This window comes from Streptomyces huiliensis, assembly GCF_020037025.1.
Taxonomy (GTDB): Bacteria; Actinomycetota; Actinomycetes; order Streptomycetales; family Streptomycetaceae; genus Streptomyces; species Streptomyces huiliensis.
Genome location: NZ_JAIQLH010000577.1, coordinates 1 through 385, shown reverse-complemented (window position 1 = coordinate 385; position 385 = coordinate 1). Strand labels below are relative to the sequence as shown.

General features: G+C 73.2%; 1 protein-coding gene. It reads left to right on the top strand.

What is annotated here, in order from left to right:
* A partial coding sequence (locus tag JNW98_RS35940) for an AMP-binding protein (RefSeq protein WP_223772429.1) occupies window positions 1-385 on the top strand: 385 nt, incomplete at both ends.

The window sequence follows — 385 nt, the reverse complement described above, 5'->3', positions numbered from 1 at the left end:
CGACGACTTCCACCGGCTGCTCGTCGACGAGAACGTGTCGGTCCTCAGCCAGACGCCGTCGGCGTTCTACGCCCTGCAGGCGGCCGACCTGCGGCAGGACGGCGGGCCCCGGCTGGACGCGCTGGAGGCCGTGGTCTTCGCGGGCGAGGCCCTGGAGCCGGCCAAGCTGCGGCCCTGGCTGGAGCGGCGCGCGGCCTGGCCCCACATGATCAACATGTACGGGACGACGGAGACGACCGTCCACGCGTCGTTCCGCTCGATCGTGCCCGCGGACCTGGACGGCCATGCCAGCCCCGTCGGCGTGCCCCTCGCCGACCTGGCCTTCTTCGTGCTGGACGCGGGTCTGTGCCGGGTGCCGACGGGCGTGGTCGGCGAGCTGTACGTG